This window comes from Bordetella genomosp. 8 (assembly GCF_002119685.1).
Classification (GTDB): domain Bacteria; phylum Pseudomonadota; class Gammaproteobacteria; order Burkholderiales; family Burkholderiaceae_B; genus Bordetella_C.
This window is the reverse complement of record NZ_CP021108.1, coordinates 1-14268: the sequence shown is the minus strand read 5'-3', so window position 1 is coordinate 14268 and position 14268 is coordinate 1. Positions and strand designations below refer to the sequence as shown.

12 protein-coding genes are annotated in these 14268 nt (G+C 64.7%); 2 read left to right on the top strand and 10 right to left on the bottom strand.

The features are described 5' to 3' along the window. Positions 1–3: 3 nt before the first annotated feature. From CAL12_RS00060 to CAL12_RS00050, 3 genes are read right to left on the bottom strand one after another with little or no spacing between them, the layout of a single operon-like run. The gene (locus tag CAL12_RS00060; protein WP_086067582.1) at positions 4–1170 is read right to left on the bottom strand and encodes a CaiB/BaiF CoA transferase family protein; all 1167 of its coding nucleotides are present in this window, start codon (positions 1168–1170) and stop codon (positions 4–6) included. A gap of 19 nt (positions 1171–1189) precedes the next feature. After that, complete coding sequence (locus tag CAL12_RS00055; RefSeq protein ID WP_086062609.1) at positions 1190–2347, bottom strand: acyl-CoA dehydrogenase family protein; 1158 nt, start codon at positions 2345–2347, stop codon at positions 1190–1192. A 52-nt stretch (positions 2348–2399) separates the two neighbouring features. After that, entirely contained in the window at positions 2400–3266 is an 867-nt protein-coding gene (locus CAL12_RS00050) for an FAS1-like dehydratase domain-containing protein (protein ID WP_086062608.1), read from the bottom strand. Positions 3267–3596: 330 nt separating this feature from the next. Between CAL12_RS00050 and CAL12_RS00045 the strand changes: the two genes are divergently transcribed. Next, positions 3597–4622: a MerR family transcriptional regulator gene (locus tag CAL12_RS00045; RefSeq protein ID WP_420042805.1), complete on the top strand. Its 1026-nt coding sequence runs from the start codon at positions 3597–3599 to the stop codon at positions 4620–4622. Positions 4623–4875: 253 nt separating this feature from the next. Here the strand turns inward: CAL12_RS00045 and CAL12_RS00040 are convergent, their stop codons facing one another. The 3 genes from CAL12_RS00040 to CAL12_RS00030 all read right to left on the bottom strand — a co-directional run bounded on the left by CAL12_RS00040 (position 4876) and on the right by CAL12_RS00030 (position 6847). Continuing rightward, on the bottom strand, positions 4876–5202 hold the full coding sequence (locus tag CAL12_RS00040) for a DUF4148 domain-containing protein (protein ID WP_157792847.1): 327 nt from the start codon (positions 5200–5202) through the stop codon (positions 4876–4878). Positions 5203–5430: 228 nt separating this feature from the next. After that, positions 5431–6135 (bottom strand): pirin family protein, encoded by a 705-nt coding sequence (locus CAL12_RS00035; RefSeq protein ID WP_086062605.1) that lies wholly within the window; start codon positions 6133–6135, stop codon positions 5431–5433. A gap of 28 nt (positions 6136–6163) precedes the next feature. Further along, positions 6164–6847: a hydrolase gene (locus tag CAL12_RS00030; RefSeq protein WP_086062604.1), complete on the bottom strand. Its 684-nt coding sequence runs from the start codon at positions 6845–6847 to the stop codon at positions 6164–6166. A 310-nt stretch (positions 6848–7157) separates the two neighbouring features. On the opposite strand from CAL12_RS00030, the gene CAL12_RS00025 reads away from it, so the two are divergent. After that, positions 7158–8081 (top strand): LysR family transcriptional regulator, encoded by a 924-nt coding sequence (locus CAL12_RS00025; protein WP_086062603.1) that lies wholly within the window; start codon positions 7158–7160, stop codon positions 8079–8081. Here the strand turns inward: CAL12_RS00025 and CAL12_RS00020 are convergent. From CAL12_RS00020 to dnaA, 4 genes are all read right to left on the bottom strand, one after another. Next, positions 8078–8890: an SDR family NAD(P)-dependent oxidoreductase gene (locus CAL12_RS00020; protein WP_086062602.1), complete on the bottom strand. Its 813-nt coding sequence runs from the start codon at positions 8888–8890 to the stop codon at positions 8078–8080. The two genes, CAL12_RS00025 and CAL12_RS00020, sit on opposite strands and share 4 nt — an antisense overlap. A 179-nt stretch (positions 8891–9069) precedes the next feature. Continuing rightward, positions 9070–11523, bottom strand: coding sequence for a DNA topoisomerase (ATP-hydrolyzing) subunit B (gene gyrB, locus CAL12_RS00015; RefSeq protein WP_086062601.1), 2454 nt, complete (start codon positions 11521–11523; stop codon positions 9070–9072). Positions 11524–11626: 103 nt separating this feature from the next. After that, the gene (gene dnaN, locus CAL12_RS00010) at positions 11627–12736 is read right to left on the bottom strand and encodes a DNA polymerase III subunit beta (protein WP_179283492.1); all 1110 of its coding nucleotides are present in this window, start codon (positions 12734–12736) and stop codon (positions 11627–11629) included. 2 nt (positions 12737–12738) lie between these two features. Beyond that, a complete protein-coding gene (gene dnaA, locus CAL12_RS00005) occupies positions 12739–14268 on the bottom strand; it encodes a chromosomal replication initiator protein DnaA (RefSeq protein WP_086062599.1) in 1530 nt (509 codons plus the stop codon).

The following is a 14268-nucleotide window of genomic DNA, read 5'->3' as shown; positions in this document are numbered from 1 at the left end:
GCGTCAGATGACGTCCGCGGCTCGCAGTCGCGCGATGGCTGCCGCGTCATAGCCCAGCTCGTCCAGGATGGCGTCCGTGTGCTGGCCCAGCGCGGGCACGGCGTCCATGCGCGCCGGCATCCCCGGCGGCAGCAGGGCGGCGATGGCACCGCCCGGCGCATCCACCTGGCGCCAGCGGTCGCGCGCGCGCAGTTGCGGATGCGCCCACACATCGTGCATGGTGTTCATCCTGGCGTTCGCGATACCGGCGCCGTCCAACCGCTGCACGACCTGTTCCGCCGTCAGTGCGCCGAAGGCCTCGACGATCAGCGCGCGCAAGTCGTCACGGGCGGCCGATCGCGCGGAATTCGTGCCGAAGCGCGCATCGTCCGCCAGCGCGGGCCGCAGCAGCACTTCCGCGCAGAAGACCTTCCACTCACGCTCGTTCTGCAACCCGAGCATGACGGCCTTGCCATCGCCCGTGGGGAATGGCCCATAGGGATAGATGGTCGCGTGCGACGCACCCGCGCGCGGTGGCGCGGGCTGGCCATCCATCGCGTAGTACAGCGGGTATCCCATCCACTCCACCATGCTCTCCAGCATGGACACATCGATGCGGCAACCTTGGCCGGTGCGGCCGCGTAGCAGCAGCGCGTTCAGGATATTGCTGTAGGCATACATGCCGGCCGCGATATCGGCGATGGAGCAACCGGCCTTGGCCGGTTCGTCGGCGGTGCCGGTGACGGACAGGAAGCCCGATTCGCTCTGTATCAGCAGGTCGTAGGCCTTGCGATCGCGGTAAGGGCCGTCCGCGCCATAGCCCGAGATGTCGCAGACGATCAGGCGCGGGTGGCTCGCGGACAAGGCGTCGTAGCTCATTCCCATGCGTTCGGCCGCGCCTGGCGCGAGGTTCTGCACCAGCACATCCGCATCGGCCACCAGCGCGCGCAGGATGCGGCGCGCCTCCTCCTGCTTGAGGTCCAGCGTCAGGCTTTCCTTCGAACGGTTGGTCCAGACGAAATGGGACGCCTGCCCGTGCACGCGCTCGTCGTAACGGCGCGCGAAGTCGCCCACGCCAGGCCGCTCGATCTTGATGACGCGCGCGCCCTGGTCGGCCAGTTGCCGCGTGCAGAAAGGCGCCGCGATCGCATGCTCCAGCGCGATTACCTTGATGCCATCCAGCGGTCTGATGATCGGCTCCTTCACGATGCTAGAAAGACCTGGGCAAGCCCAGGACGTGTTCGGCGACGTACGACAGGATCAGGTTGGTCGATATGGGCGCCACCTGGTACAGGCGCGTCTCGCGGAACTTGCGCTCGACGTCGTACTCGCTGGCGAAACCGAAGCCGCCGTGGAATTGCAGGCAGGCATTGGCCGCTTCCCAGGAAGCATCGGCGGCCAGCAGCTTGGCCATGTTCGCCTGCGCCCCGCAGGGTTCGTGCGCATCGAAGCGCCGCGCCGCATCGAACCGCATCAGGCTGGCGGCCTCGACATTGACATAGGCACGCGCGATCGGGAACTGCACGCCCTGGTTCTGTCCGATTGGCCGGCCGAACACCACGCGTTCCCTGGCATAGGCGCTGACCTTGTCGACGAACCAATGGCCGTCGCCTATGCACTCGGCCGCGATCAGTGTGCGCTCGGCGTTCAATCCGTCCAGGATGTACCTGAAGCCCTGGCCCTCTTCGCCGATGCGGTTCTCGACGGGGATCTCCAGGTTCTCGAAGAACAGTTCGTTGGTTTCGTGGTTCACCATATTGCGTATGGGCCGCACCGTCAGCCCCTTGCCCACCGCGTCGCGCAGGTCGACCAGGAAGATGGACATGCCTTCGGACTTGCGCGCCACGTCGGCCAGTGGCGTGGTGCGCGCCAGCAGGATCATCAGGTCGGAATGCTGGACGCGGGAGATCCAGACCTTCTGTCCATTCACGACGTAGCGATCGCCACGGCGTTCCGCGGTGGTCTTGATCCTGGTGGTGTCGGTGCCGGTCGTGGGCTCGGTCACGCCCATCGACTGCAGGCGCAGCTGGCCGCTGGCGATCCTCGGCAGATAGGCGCGCTTCTGCTCATCGGAGCCATGGCGCAGCAGCGTGCCCATGTTGTACATCTGTCCATGGCACACGCCGGCATTGCCGCCCGAGCGGTTGATCTCTTCCATGATGACCGACGCTTCGGTCAGGCCCAGGCCGGAACCCCCGTACGCCTGCGGGATCAGCGCCGCCAGCCATCCGGCTTTCGTCAACGCGTCGACGAAAGCCTCGGGATAGCCCCGCGCCTCGTCGATCTCGCGAAAATACTCGGGCGGAAACTGTGCGCACAGGTCGCGCACCGCTTCGCGTATGTCCTGGAAAGACTCCTGCGGATTCATGGCTGGCATCGTCGGCCCCTTGTTGGCTCTTGTTGACCCCTTGTTGGCCCCATCAATCTATCGTGGCGGTAGCCTGCATGCCGAGCTTGCCTTCGTGGTCCTTGGTCCACAGGCCGACTTCGCCCTTGCCCTGCGGCCTGCCGCATACGGTCAAGGCGTTGTCCGCGAAGCACGGCCGCATGGCGCGGAACGCGAAGCTGCGCAGCTTCGCGTCCGGCAGCTCCCGATGCAGCAGGTCGACCAGCAGCGTGGCGATCAAGGGACCATGCACGATCAGGCCGGGGTAGCCTTCCTCACCCGTGACATACGGATGATCGTAATGGATGCGGTGGCTGTTGAAGGTCAACGCGGAGTAGCGGAACAACAGCACAGGGTCCGGTCGCAAGGTCCGAAACCACGCTTCGCCATCCGGCGCGGCGGCGGTCTGGCTGCCGGCCGGGCGCATTGCCGCGCCGGCGGACCCGCCGGCCGCAGGCGACGCATCGCGATAGACGATGTCGTGTTCTTCATCGATACGGATTTCATCGTCCACCGAATAACGATGCTGCACGGTCACGAAGACCAACCGGCCGCTGCGCCCCGTCTTGTCCTCGATGTGCGTGATCGTGGACTCACGTGTCGCGCGCTCGCCCACGCGCAGCGGCGCCCGGAAGGTCAATCGGCCGCCCGCCCACATCCGCCGCGGCAGGGGCACCGGCGGCAGGAAGCCGCCACGCTTCGCATGCCCATCGGGCCCGACGTCATCCATGGGCGTAATCGGCAGGAAGTACAGCCAATGCCACAAGGGTGGCACCACGCCGCGGGGATCGTCCCGTCCCAGCGTCGCGGCCAGCGCGGCCAAGGGGAAAGGCGTGATCAGATCCTGGACCGTCTCGGTCTTGTCCAGCCAGTCTTCAAGCGGTGCATGATCGTCGGGCATGCGCGGGGCTCCTCGCGTGGCAATGCCCTCAACTATGCGCCCGCCAGCCGCTTTCGCGAAGTCGCTTTTGCTTAAGCCGGGGTTAGGGGCGGGTTAAGCAGAGCGGCCGGTATCGACGGCGTGTCGGCTTGCGCGGCACCGATGGCGGTGACAGAAAAGAATCAGAGCGGAAGCGACTAGGGATAAACCCGTATTCACCAGAATCACCTTTGCGTTCGTTCGCGCGATCCATGCACGTTCCCCGCCCTCGAAGCGGCAAAATGTGTTGACCCGGCCCTCGGGGCCGGCCCCATGCTGGGTGAACCTGCTCAACATAAAGATGGTGAACTTATGCGCTCTGTTGACGCGTCACTCAACGCTTCGGAAGCAGCCAGACGGCTCGGGGTATCGATCAAGGCGCTGCGCCTATACGAGCAACATGGCCTGATGAAACCTGGCCGCACGGCGCCGGGATACCGTGCATATCGCCCTGACGATATGGCTCGGGCAACGAGGATCGTTGCCCTCCGCACGGTGGGACTCAGCCTGGCCCAGGTTGCGCGCGTATTGGATGGCGACTCGGAAAGCCTCAAGACCGCGCTAGCCGCCCACGAAAAGGCACTCGACGACGACATTCATGCGCTCGTTCATAAATTGGACAAGCTTCGACGTGTGCTTGCCGGCCTCGCTCGCGGAAGGATGCCGTCCGATGGCGAACTGACGGGACTGCTAGATCGATCGCCGAACATCGAGACGGCGTTCGCGCTCCCCTGGCCTTGGGGCGGCGAGTGGTTCGAAGTTCGCGATGTTCGTCCTTTGAACTACATCATCGGCTCGCTAGGCAGCGGGAAGACCATACTGGCCCGTCGTCTCGCCGAGACGCTGCCAAGCGCGAGTTTCCTTGGCCTGGATCGGCTCGAAAATGGATGCGCCGCGGCGAAGACACTGCTGGCAAACAACCATGCGCTCGATTCGCGCGTCACCCAGGTGCTGGCATGGCTCGTGGAAGAAGGGGCAACAGGATCCGACGCGCTGATCGCATTGCTCGTCGCGCTGGAAGCGGACGGCCCCGCGGTCCTGGTGGTGGATATGGTCGAGCAGAACCTGGACCAGTCCTCACAGCAAGCCTTGATGTCCTACCTTCGTCAGCGTGCGAAGGTCCCAGGGGGACGCTCACTGTTCCTGATGACGCGCTCTTCAGCCATCCTCGATCTCGCGGCGGTCGGACCTGACGAGGCCATCCTGCTTTGCCCCGCGAATCACAGCCCCCCAAGTCGCGTAGCGCCTTACCCCGGCGCGCCGGGCTACGAAGCCGTTGCGACATGCCTGGCACCGCCCGAGGTACGCGAGCGGATAGCGAAACGCCCCGGCGGCTGAACGACATCGGCACGAACGAGGCAAACGAGGCGGGCACAACGGCGGTCCGCACAAAGCAATCGGCCCCCTGAACTGCAGGGGGCCGACCGTACTACGCACCACACCGAGAGGACTGCCACTACAGCATCCCCGCCTCTCGCCGGGGAAACCGTTCATCCGTGCGGGCATGAACGGCCGGACTTCCTGGTGACCCGACCGGCTTCAGTCGGATCACCGCTGGTTCGTGATCAACGTTGGCGATCAGCCTCGGCGGTCAGCCTTCGAAGGGCTGGTTGTCGATGTCGCCGAAGGCGAGGTCGGTATTCGAGTCGCCGCTTTGCGCAACCGCGGCCGGGATCGACGGCGTGTCAGCTTGCGCGGTGAAAGGCGCGTTGTCGTTGTCGGCGTTGGCGGTCAGGCCGGCGGCGCGCGCTTGTTCCAGTTGCGCGACGACCTGGTCGCGGCTCGCGCTGCTGGCTTGCTGGCCGTAGACGCCCTGGAACGGCGTGTTGTCCGAATCGCCACGGGGGGTCGCGGCTTGCGCGGCGCCGATGGCGGCAAAGGAAAGAACAAAAGCGGAAACGATGGTCTTGGCATTCATGGCAGTACTCCTAGTCCTGGTTAAGTGATCCGGGCCGTGCATCGCGATCTGCTGTGAGAACTTCGCGATGTCCGTTGCTGTTCCCGATGAAACGTATTCTGTGCTTCCAAGGCCTAGGGATAAACCCTGATTCCCGAAAATCACCTTTCCATTTTCAAGAGCAATCCTCCTTTATTGGAGGCCGTTACCTATGGAATCCATAAATGCAATCTATGGAGACCCATCCCCTCAGGCGGGCATGTCCACCAACAGGGCGTCGGCGCCATCCGGGGATACGATGCGCACGCTGGACTCGCCCCGGATGGCGGCGCCCGTCCCGGGTTCGATCGCCAACTCGTTGACCTGCAAGCGCCCGCGGGACGCCACCAGGAAGCCCTGCCGCCCGCCCGGCGAAAATCGGTACTCCGCCGCCTCTCCGGCCTTCAAGGCGAGCGCGACCACGCGCACGCCGCTGCGTATCGGCAAGGCGTCGCGGTCGCCCTCCATGCCGCTGGCAAGTGTCACGAAACGCCCCGTGTCCGTGCCGGATCCGAAGGACTTCCTGCCCCAACTGGGCAAGGCCCCCCGGCGATCCGGCTCGATCCAGATCTGCTGCACCCGAGCCGGCTCGCGCTCCATGTTGAACTCGGCGTACGTCAGGCCGCTGCCCGCGCTCATCACCTGTACATCGCCGGCGCGGGCGCGGTCGCGGTTGCCAAGATCGTCCTCGTGCGTCAGGACGCCTTCGCGGACGCAGGTAATGATCTCCACATCCGCGTGCATGACGGCGGGATAGCCCGCGCCCGGCGCGATCGTCTCGTCGCGCCAGCCGCGCAGCACGCCCCAGCCCGGCCGGGCGCGGGACCGAGTCCCCGCCGGCGCCAACCCATATCCCGCGCCGGGCTTCCCACGTGCCGCGGGATCCAGGTTGGCAAGGGCTCGGCGTTCGATCATGGCAGTTCCCGTTATCGATGCGCCGTCATCACTTGGCGGGATTGGGGCCGATACGCTCGCCATGCTGGACCCGCTCGGCCAGCTTGTGAACGTGCGTCACCGCGTAGTCGATGCCCATGCCATAGGCGCCCGAATGTTCCTTCGCGATGGAGGTCACGGCGTCATAGGTTTCCTGGCGCGCCCAATCGCGCTGCCATTCCAGCATCACCTGCTGCCAGGTCACGGGCACGACGCCAGCCTGCACCATGCGGTCCATCGCGTACTTGTGGGCATCCATCGACGTGCCGCCCGAAGCATCGGCCACCATGTAGATTTCGTAGTCGCCTTCCAGCATGGCGCACAGCGCGAAAGTCGTGTTGCACACCTCGGTCCACAGGCCCGCGACGACGATCTTCTTGCGGCCGTTGGCGGCCAGCGCGTCACGCACGTTCTGGTCGTCCCAGGAGTTCATCGACGTGCGTTCCAGGATCTTGTTCTCCGGAAACACCGCCAGCAGTTCAGGATAGGTGTTCCCTGAAAAACCATCGGTCTCCACCGTCGTGATGGTGGCCGGAATATTGAACGTGCGCGCCGCCTTCGCCAGGCCCACCACGTTGTTCTTCAGTGTCTGGCGATCGATCGACTGCACGCCGAAGGCCATCTGCGGTTGCTGGTCGATGAAGATGATCTGGCTGTTCTGCGGGGTCAGGACTTCGAGGTATTTGTTCGACATGGCTAGGCTCTCTTTGGAATGGTGCGTTGGAAGATGAATTCGACACGGGTGGCAGGCGGTCCGGGCCTGCACCGATCAGTCGTACGTGAAGCGCTGTTTGCGTCTGCATTTGCATCTGCGTTCGCATCTGCGTTTGCGTTGCGCCGTACACGTCGTCTGTCGGTATGTGCATATTAGGGAAGGGCACCTGCCCTGAGAATCCAAGGAACCGAATTCCATCCTTTCCATTTTGTGCATGATCGCCGGAACCCTGCTTGTCCCTGCCATGGACGGCCGCTATCATCGATCGCAAATTCCGCGGGGAAAACAGATGAATAAGTTGCCAGACCTGGAAGGCTGGGCGATCTTCGCCAAGGTCGCCGAAACAGGTTCGTTCGCCAAGGCGGCGGCGGAGTTCTCGCTGTCGCAGGCCACGATTTCCAAGACCATCACGCGCCTGGAAACGCGCATGAAGACGACCTTGTTCCACCGCACCTCGCGCAGCATGTCGCTGACCGACGCGGGCTATGCGGCACTGGAACGTGCCGCGCGCATCCTGGAAGAAGGCGAATCGGTGGAAGCCGAGGTCACGGAGAAATCCAGCAGCCTGCACGGCAAGATCCGCTTCACCTGCCCCATGTCCTTCGGCATCACGCACCTGGCGCCCATGCTGCCGCCGTTCATGCAGGCGCATCCCGATGTCGGCCTGGAAATCGAGTTCAACGACAAGCAGGTGGATCTGGTTTCCGAGCGCTTCGACCTGGCGCTGCGTATCTCCAACCTGGTGGACTCCAGCCTGTTGGCGCGGCGCCTGTGTTCCGTGCGCATTTTGCTGGTGGGCGCGCCGGCATACTTCAAGCGCGCGGGGCGGCCCGCGCATCCGCGCGACCTGGCGCGCCACACCGCCTTGCAATACATGTACGCCCGCAACGGCGCCAGCTGGCGTTTCCGGCATGACGAGCACGGCGAATTCTCCCAGACGCTGCCCGTGCTCCTGAACGTGAACAACGCGGAGGCGCTCACGCCTGCGTTGCGCGCGGGCCTGGGACTGGCACTGCAACCGGAGTTCCTGGTGTGGGATGACCTGCGGTCCGGCGCACTGGAAACGGCCATGGACGACTGGCAGGTGGACAGCATCGCGCTGCACATCGTCACGCCTCCAGGGCGCAGGCGCCCCGCGCGCGTGCAGGCGCTCATGGATTTCCTTGCCGAACGGCTGAATGCGCAGCCCTGGGCGTCCCACGTGCAGGGCTAGCTGGCCAGGAATCCCCCATCCGCGGCCAGGATATGGCCAACCACATAAGCCGCCTCCGCCGACATGAGCCACACCACGGCGGCGGCGACTTCTTCCGGATGGCCCATGCGTCGCAATGGCAGCCCGGCCTTCACGGCATTCATATCGGCAATGCCGGACCCGAGCATCATGTCCGTCACCACGCGACCGGGCGCCACGCCGTTGATGCGTATACCCTGCGGCGCATACTCCATCGCCGCCGCGCGCGTCAGTGCGTTCGCGGCGGCCTTGGAGGCGCCGTAGAGCGACAGGCCGGGATTGGGGTTGCGTATCCCGCTGACGCTCGTGTTGTTGACGATGCTGCCTCCGCCCGAGGCCAGCAGCGCCGGGATCTCATAGCGCATGGCATTGAAGACGCCGCGGACGTTCGTGTCGAACACCCGGCTGTAGACGTCGTCGGTCTGCTCGGCCAACGGCGCGCGCCGTTCCTGATAGCCGGCATTGTTGAACACCGCATCCAGGCGCCCGAAGCGCTGTATCACCTGCGCTATCGCGGCGGCGAGTTCCGCCTCCACCGTCGCATCGGCCGCGATGAACAGCGCTTCCGCTCCCGCGCGGCCGATTTCCTCGGCCAGATCCTGCCCGAGCAACGCGCGCCGCCCCGTCACGATCACCGCCGTGGCGCCTTCGCCCGCCATGCGCAGGGCCGCAGCGCGCCCGATGCCGCTGGTGCCCCCCACGACCAGGCAAATCCGGCCCTGCAGGCGCTGGCCGGATGGCGGAGCCGGAGCCGGCCCCGCGAGCTCGTACAAGGATGGAATCGTCGCCATTTTGGGGAGCCTCCGGTCCGTGGCACAGCGCCGGCTACAACATAACCCCAAAAGGTTGCGATACGCAACTACAGTGCTGAAAAAAGGGTCGCATTAACGCGACCCTTGCACCGGCCTTGCCGATAAGCCGACCCGCCTCCAAGACAGGGATGTATCCCCGGTTTCAGATATCGACGGCCTCAGATATCGATATTGCTCGCCGTCAACGCGTGCGTCTCGATGAACGCGCGGCGCGGTTCGACTTCGTCGCCCATCAGGGTCGTGAAGACTTCGTCCGCCGCGATGGCGTCCTCGATCTGCACGCGCAGCAGGCGCCGCACCTTGGGGTCCATGGTGGTTTCCCACAGCTGCTCGGGGTTCATTTCGCCCAGGCCCTTGTAGCGCTGCTTGGAGACGCTGCGTTCGGCTTCATTGCGCAGCCAGCGCATGGCTTCGCGGAAGTCGGAAACCGGGGCTTCCTTGCGCTTCTCACCTTCGCCGCGCGCGATCACCGCGCCCGTGCCGATCAGGCCCAGGAAGGTCCGGGCCGCCGTCGACAGCACGCCGTAGTCGGCGCCTTCGATGAAGGTGGCGTCGATCAGGCTGATGCGGGCATTGCCATGGCGCATGCGCTGCACCACCACGCGCTGCTTCTCGGTGGCGGGATCCACTTCGGCGTAGGCCTTCACCGCATGCGGATGCAGCGGATCGAACAGCGCCTTTTCCAGCCGTTCGGCCGAGGCGGCGGCGGCTTCCGCCGTATCGAGGTTGATCTCCACGCCTTCGGCCATGGCCGACAGCGCGGCTTCGTCGATCATGCGTGAGGCCCGCGCGATCACGGCGTCGGCCAGCGTGTACTGTCGCGCCAGCGCGGCCAGCGCATCGCCCGTGATGGGCTCGGCGCCTTCGGCCGGGATCAGCACGGCTTCCTTCAGGGCCAGCTGCAGCATGAAGACCGCTTCTTCCGCGTCGTCCTTCAGATAGCGTTCGTCGCGGCCGACCTTGACCTTGTACAGCGGCGGCTGCGCGATGTAGACGTAGCCGCGCGCCACCAGTTCCGGCATCTGGCGGTACAGCAGCGTCAGCAACAGCGTGCGGATGTGCGCGCCGTCGACGTCGGCGTCGGTCATGATGATCAGGCGGTGATAGCGCAGCTTGTCGACGTTGAAATCAGGGCCGATGCTGGTGCCCAGCGCGGTGATCAGGGTGGCGATCTGTTCGCTGGCGATCAGGCGGTCGAAGCGCGCCTTCTCGACGTTCAGCACCTTGCCGCGCAGCGGCAGCACGGCCTGGAACTTGCGGTCGCGGCCCTGCTTGGCGGAGCCGCCGGCCGAGTCCCCTTCCACGATGTACAGCTCGCACAGCGCCGGATCCTTTTCCTGGCAGTCCGCCAGCTTGCCGGGCAGGCCGGCGCCTTCCAGCACGCTCTTGCGGCGCGTCATCTCGCGCGCCTTGCGCGCGGCTTCACGGGCGCGGGCGGCTTCGACGATCTTGGCGCACAGCGCCTTGGCGTCGGCCGGATGTTCCAGCAGCCAGCTTTCCAGCGTGCGGGCCACGGCGTCTTCCACCGCCGGGCGCACTTCGCTGGAAACCAGCTTGTCCTTGGTCTGGCTGCTGAACTTGGGCTCGGGCACCTTGACCGACAGCACGCAGGTCAGGCCTTCGCGCATATCGTCGCCGGACGTTTCGACCTTGGCCTTCTTGGCCATTTCGTTGTCGGCGATGTACTTGTTGATGACGCGCGTCATCGCCGCGCGCAGGCCCGTCATGTGGGTACCGCCGTCGCGCTGCGGGATGTTATTGGTGAAGCACAGCACGCTTTCCGAATAGCTGTCGTTCCACTGCATGGCGACGTCCACCGTCACCGGCACGCCACCCGCGCTGGATTCCGCGCTGACCGAAAACACGTTCGGATGCAGCACCGTCTTGCTGCGATTGATGTATTCGACGAAACCCTTCACCCCGCCGGAGAAGGCGAAGTTTTCTTCCTTGCCCTGGCGCTGGTCGATCAGGCGGATCTTCACGCCATTGTTCAGGAACGACAGCTCGCGCAGGCGCTTGGACAGGATGTCGTAGTGGTATTCGATGTGATTGAAGATCAGCGGGTCGGCCAGGAAGCGCACCTCGGTGCCGCGCTTTTCGGTCTTGCCGGTCACGGCCAGCGGGTTCACGCGCTGGCCCTGGCGGAACTCCATTTCGTGCACTTCGCCGTTGCGGCGGATGGTCAGCCGCAGCCATTCGGACAGCGCGTTCACGCAGGACACGCCCACGCCGTGCAGGCCGCCGGACACCTTGTACGAGTTCTGGTCGAACTTGCCGCCCGCATGCAGTTCGGTCATGACGATTTCCGCCGCGCTGCGGCCGAATTCGTCGTCCTTGTGGATATCGGTGGGTATACCGCGGCCGTTATCCGATACCGAAATGGAGTTGTCCGTGTGGATGGTGACGATGATGTCGTCGCAATAGCCCGCCAGCGCTTCGTCGATGGCGTTGTCGACCACTTCGAACACCATGTGATGCAGGCCCGTGCCATCGGATGTATCGCCGATGTACATGCCGGGGCGCTTGCGCACGGCCTCCAGCCCCTTGAGCATCTTGATCGAATCGGCGCCATAGCCGGTATTCTCGGGATTGGTATTCGGAGTGTCGGACATAAATCTCTGTGATTGCACGTATAAAGCGGCCGGCTTGCGGCCTGGCCGCGCCGGATCGGTTGCCCGTCCGGACGCCGTGGCCAGGAATGACGGACAGGTGGGGTCAGATGCGCATCGGCATCACGACGTACTTGAAGTTGTCGTCATCGGGTAGGGTGATCAGGGCGGACGCGTTCTGGTCCGGCATCACCGACCATTTGATTTCGTCCACCTTGACGTTGCTAAGGACGTCCAGCAGATAGCTCACGTTGAAGCCGACGTCGAGCGGCTCATGGCCGTAATCGATATCGAGTTCTTCCTGCGCCTCTTCCTGCTCGGCGTTGGAAGAAGAAATCTTCATCACGTTCTGCGCCAGTTGCAGGCGCACACCCTTGAACTTGTCGGTGGTCAGGATCGCGGCGCGCTGCAGGCTGCCCTGCAGGGCTTCGCGGCTGACGACGAAATGGCGCGTGTAGTTGGTCGGGATCACGCGCGTGAAGTCGGGGAACTTGCCTTCCACCAGCTTGGAGACCAGCTCGACGTCGCCGAAGCGGAAACGGATCTGGCCGGGCGCCACGTCCACGGACACGGGCTGGTCGGAATCTTCCAGCAGGCGCTGCATTTCCAGCACCGTCTTGCGCGGCACGATGACCTCATGCTTCTCGGTGATGCCCTCGGCGTCGGTGGCGCAGTGCGCCAGGCGGTGGCCGTCGGTTGCCACGGCGCGCACGCGGCCCGGTTCGAACACCATCAGCATGCCGTTCAGGTAATAACGGATGTCCTGCTGCGCCATGGCGAAATACACCATGTTCAACAGATGCCGCAGGTTCTTCTGCGTGAGCGTCAGCGATACGTCCCATTGCTCGGGCTGGGCCACGGTGGGGAATTCGCTGGCCGCCAGCGTCTGCAGCGCGAAACGGCTCTTGCCCGTCTGCACGGAAAGCTTGTTGCTGGCCAGCGCCATCTTGACGTCGCCGGTATCCGGCAGGGCGCGCAGGATGTCCAGCAGCTTGCGCGCGGCGACGGTGGTCGATTCGTTGTCGGAACCCACGCCGAAATCCGCATGCGTGGTGATCTGCACTTCGAGGTCGGTCGCGATGAACGACACCTTGTTGGCCTCTTTGCGCATCAGGATGTTCGCCAGGATGGGCAGGGTATGGCGTCTTTCGACGATGCCCGCCACAGTCGATAGCGGTTTCAGCAATGCATCGCGTGTGGTTTGTACGAGTTGCATGTTCATCCTTTTAGAGTTTGTTCCAACACGTGCAGGGTATGGTTGAGCTCGGCGAGCTTGCCGCGCGCGTCTGAAATCTTGCGAACCGCATGAAGTACGGTGGTGTGGTCGCGGCCACCGAACAGATCGCCGATTTCAGGCAGGCTTTTTTGGGTGAGCTCCTTGGCCAGGTACATGGCCACTTGGCGAGGCAGGGCGATATTGGCGGGACGCCGTTTCGAATACATGTCGGCGACCTTGATCTTGTAGAAATCGGCCACCGTCTTCTGGATGTTTTCCACCGTGATCTGCCCGTTCGACACCGACAGCAGATCCTTCAAGGCGTCCTTGCAGACGTCCACGGTGACGACGTCGCGGCCATGGAAGCGCGCATATGCCAGCACCTTGCGCAGGGCGCCTTCCAGCTCGCGCACATTGCTGCGCAGATGCTTGGCGATGAAGAAGGCGACTTCTTCCGGCATGGGCACGCCTTCCGATTCCGCCTTGCGCAGCAGGATGGCCACGCGCATTTCCAGCTCGGGCGGCTCGATGGCCACGGTCAGGCCGGAATCGAACCGGGAGATCAGCCGGCTGTCGATGCCGGCCAGTTCCTTGGGATAGGTATCGCTGGTGATGATGATCTGCTTGCGCTGCGCGACCATCGCCTCGAACGCGTAGAAGAATTCTTCCTGCGTGCGGTTCTTGCCGGAGAAGAACTGGATATCGTCGATCAGCAGCAGGTCCAGCGAATGGTAGTAGCGCTTGAAGTCGTCGAACGCCTTGCGCTGGTAGGCCTTGACCACGTCCGAGACGTACTGGTCGGCGTGCACGTAGCGCACGCGCACGCCGGTGCCGGCCGCGACCATGGCGTTGCCGATGGCGTGTATCAGGTGCGTCTTGCCCAGGCCCACCCCGCCATAAAGGAACAGCGGGTTGTACGAAATGCCGGGGTTTTCCGCGACCTGCAGCGCGGCCGCCCGCGCCAGCTGGTTGGCCTTGCCGGTGACGAAGTTTTCGAACGTCAGGTCGGTGTTCAGCCGGGAGCGTTCGTAGACGACATTGGCGGCATCCGCGTTGACGGCCGCGGCCACCGCGGCAGCGGCGGCAGCGGTAGTCGCCGGGGGCACCGACATGCCGGACGGCGCCAGCATGTCGGCGGCGGGACCCGATGCGGCATGGCCCGGGGCCGCCGCGCCCGAACCTGGCGCGGCCATGGGTGCGCCGGCGCCGTTGGCGGCCACCGTGCCGGTCATGCCGGCGCCAGGCGCGCCCGGCCGCGGCGCGACGGGCATGCGCGGCGCCGCGGCGCCAGCCGGCAGCTCGAACTGGACTTGCACCGGCCGTTCGAACCACTCGGCGGCCAGGGACTCTATCTGGTGGGCAAAGTTCTTGCGCACCCAGTCGAGCTTGAAGCGATTGGGCGCGGAAATGCGCAGCACCGCCTGTGCCTCGTCGTACGAGAGAGGCACCAGCGGACGAATCCACGCACTGATCTGCTGAGGGGGGAGCTCCTGCTCAAGACGACTGACGCAGGTCTGCCAGAATTCTTTCAT

Coding starts and splice junctions, on each gene's coding strand:
- CAL12_RS00030 (WP_086062604.1), bottom strand. CDS start 6,847: ATGTCGAACAAATACCTCGAAGTCCTGACCCCGCAGAACAGCCAGATC.
- dnaN (WP_179283492.1), bottom strand. CDS start 12,736: ATGCAACTCGTACAAACCACACGCGATGCATTGCTGAAACCGCTATCG.
- CAL12_RS00035 (WP_086062605.1), bottom strand. CDS start 6,135: ATGATCGAACGCCGAGCCCTTGCCAACCTGGATCCCGCGGCACGTGGG.
- dnaA (WP_086062599.1), bottom strand. CDS start 14,268: ATGAAAGAATTCTGGCAGACCTGCGTCAGTCGTCTTGAGCAGGAGCTC.
- CAL12_RS00025 (WP_086062603.1), top strand. CDS start 7,158: ATGAATAAGTTGCCAGACCTGGAAGGCTGGGCGATCTTCGCCAAGGTC.
- CAL12_RS00020 (WP_086062602.1), bottom strand. CDS start 8,890: ATGGCGACGATTCCATCCTTGTACGAGCTCGCGGGGCCGGCTCCGGCT.
- gyrB (WP_086062601.1), bottom strand. CDS start 11,523: ATGTCCGACACTCCGAATACCAATCCCGAGAATACCGGCTATGGCGCC.
- CAL12_RS00045 (WP_420042805.1), top strand. CDS start 3,597: ATGCGCTCTGTTGACGCGTCACTCAACGCTTCGGAAGCAGCCAGACGG.
- CAL12_RS00050 (WP_086062608.1), bottom strand. CDS start 3,266: ATGCCCGACGATCATGCACCGCTTGAAGACTGGCTGGACAAGACCGAG.
- CAL12_RS00055 (WP_086062609.1), bottom strand. CDS start 2,347: ATGAATCCGCAGGAGTCTTTCCAGGACATACGCGAAGCGGTGCGCGAC.
- CAL12_RS00040 (WP_157792847.1), bottom strand. CDS start 5,202: ATGAATGCCAAGACCATCGTTTCCGCTTTTGTTCTTTCCTTTGCCGCC.